The 1732-nt window shown below is 52.4% G+C and carries 1 protein-coding gene and 1 pseudogene; both read left to right on the top strand.

The features are described from left to right. Nucleotides 1-266 (top strand): annotated as a pseudogene (locus Q0236_RS06725) (hypothetical protein); the annotation flags it as partial. Then, complete coding sequence (locus tag Q0236_RS06730) at nt 259-1296, top strand: GDSL-type esterase/lipase family protein (protein WP_297916282.1); 1038 nt, start codon at nt 259-261, stop codon at nt 1294-1296. The pseudogene Q0236_RS06725 and the gene Q0236_RS06730, both read left to right, overlap by 8 nt. Nucleotides 1297-1732 lie beyond the last annotated feature (436 nt).

Consider the following 1732-nt stretch of genomic DNA (forward strand, 5'->3'; position numbering starts at 1 on the left):
TTTGGATCGCGATGCCGTGCATGCAAAAGGCCGATTTTGAGGAGAAAATAGAAATTTTAAATAAAATTTACGCGGGCGCCAGCGAGGAATTCGGCGGGTATTTCATGCAGACGAGCCCTTTCGTGTGCGAAAACGGCAAGTTCAAAACTTACCTAAAAAGAGGCTCCTCTCTCGTGCGCGTGCGCCAAGACGACGGCATCCACATGAGCAAAGAGGGCTGCGAGAGCGTCGCGAAAGAAATTTTATCAAGGATAGAAGTTGAGTAAGCTTATTACGATTTTAATGGCCGCCTTGCTGTGCGGATGTGCAGCGCGCGGCGATGCCGCAGGCGGTGCGCCGTATGCGGGGTATGGGGTGAAATTTTTCGGCGATTCGCATCTAGGTAGCGACGCGCTGATAGATGCTTTTAGGCGAAATTTCTTTGTGCAAAACAGCGTCGGCTTCGTGCCTGCGATGATGCCGAGGTACCATGCGAACGAAAACGTGAGCTTTAAGCAAAAGGGCTTTGAGGTGATCTCGTCTCGCACCGAACAGGATCCGGACTTTCCGCTTTGCGGCGTGATCGCGACGGCGAAAAACGGTGCGAGCGTTCAGATAGAGCTAAAGCAGCTCAGCGGCGATTTTGAAGTTGAAATTTTGCACAAGGACGCGCAGGCGGGCGAAATCTTTAAGGTGCGCGACGCAAGCGGCAAGAGCCTATATATCTCGCAAGAAAAAGAGGGCGCGTGGGAGTATTCGAGATTTAGGCTGAGCTTTCCGATCACGATCACGGCGCTTAGAGACGGCGCGAAGCTGGGCGGATACAAAATTTACCGCAAAAACGCGCGCTTTGCCGATTCGTGCGCAAGCAACGGAGCGTTTAGCAACATCTACGAAAAGTGGGGCACGGGCGCTTTCAACAGGGATTTTGCAAAGCTAAAATACAATCTCGTAATCATCGCCTACGGCACCAACGACGCGATGGATCCGCACTTTGACGAGCAAAAATTTTATCAGAGCATCCGCGGGCTTATCCACAGCGTCCGCTCCGCAAGCCCGGGCGCAAAAATCCTGCTCGTAGCGCCGCCGCGCAGCCCGAAGGTGCCGAGTGCCGCCAGGGCAAGCGCCGTGCTAGCCAAGCTCGCGCGCGATGAGAGAGCGATGTTTTACGACGTCGCGGGGCTGATGAACGAGGACGGCGGCTGGAGCGGTTGGCGCAGCATGGGGCTCGTGCGCCCCGACGAGATCCATCTGCAAAAAGCGGGCTACGAGCGGATCGGCGCGGCTTTGGCGGGACAGCTACGCAGCAGGCTTTAAATTTAATCTTTAAATTTACGCGGTCTGTTCTGAATTTTATACAGCCCGTCTCTAAATTTACGCAATGCGCTATGAAATTTACGAAGTCCGTTGTGGAAATTGCGCAACTCACTACGGAATTTACGCGGCTTACCGCGAAATTTGCCGATAAATTTAAAATTTAAAGGCAACAAGTAAGGCTGCGCTCGCCTGGATTTTGCCGCTTAGATCTGCGTCACGAAAGTTAAAACTGAAAGCCGCGGCTTTAAATTTGCGCGGCTACGACTCGGAGTGCCGATTGCGATCTATACGACGCAGCGGATAAATTTAGCGCTTAAATTCCATTCGCACGGGCTACAGCAAAGCGCGGCGAGCTAAATTTAAAGGGAAGCAAAAAAGGAAGCAGATGATATATCTTTGCGGCGATACGCACGGCATAAACGAGATCGGCAAAATA

Origin of the sequence: uncultured Campylobacter sp., from assembly GCF_938031315.1 — a bacterium.
In the GTDB taxonomy this organism is placed as follows: domain Bacteria; phylum Campylobacterota; class Campylobacteria; order Campylobacterales; family Campylobacteraceae; genus Campylobacter_B.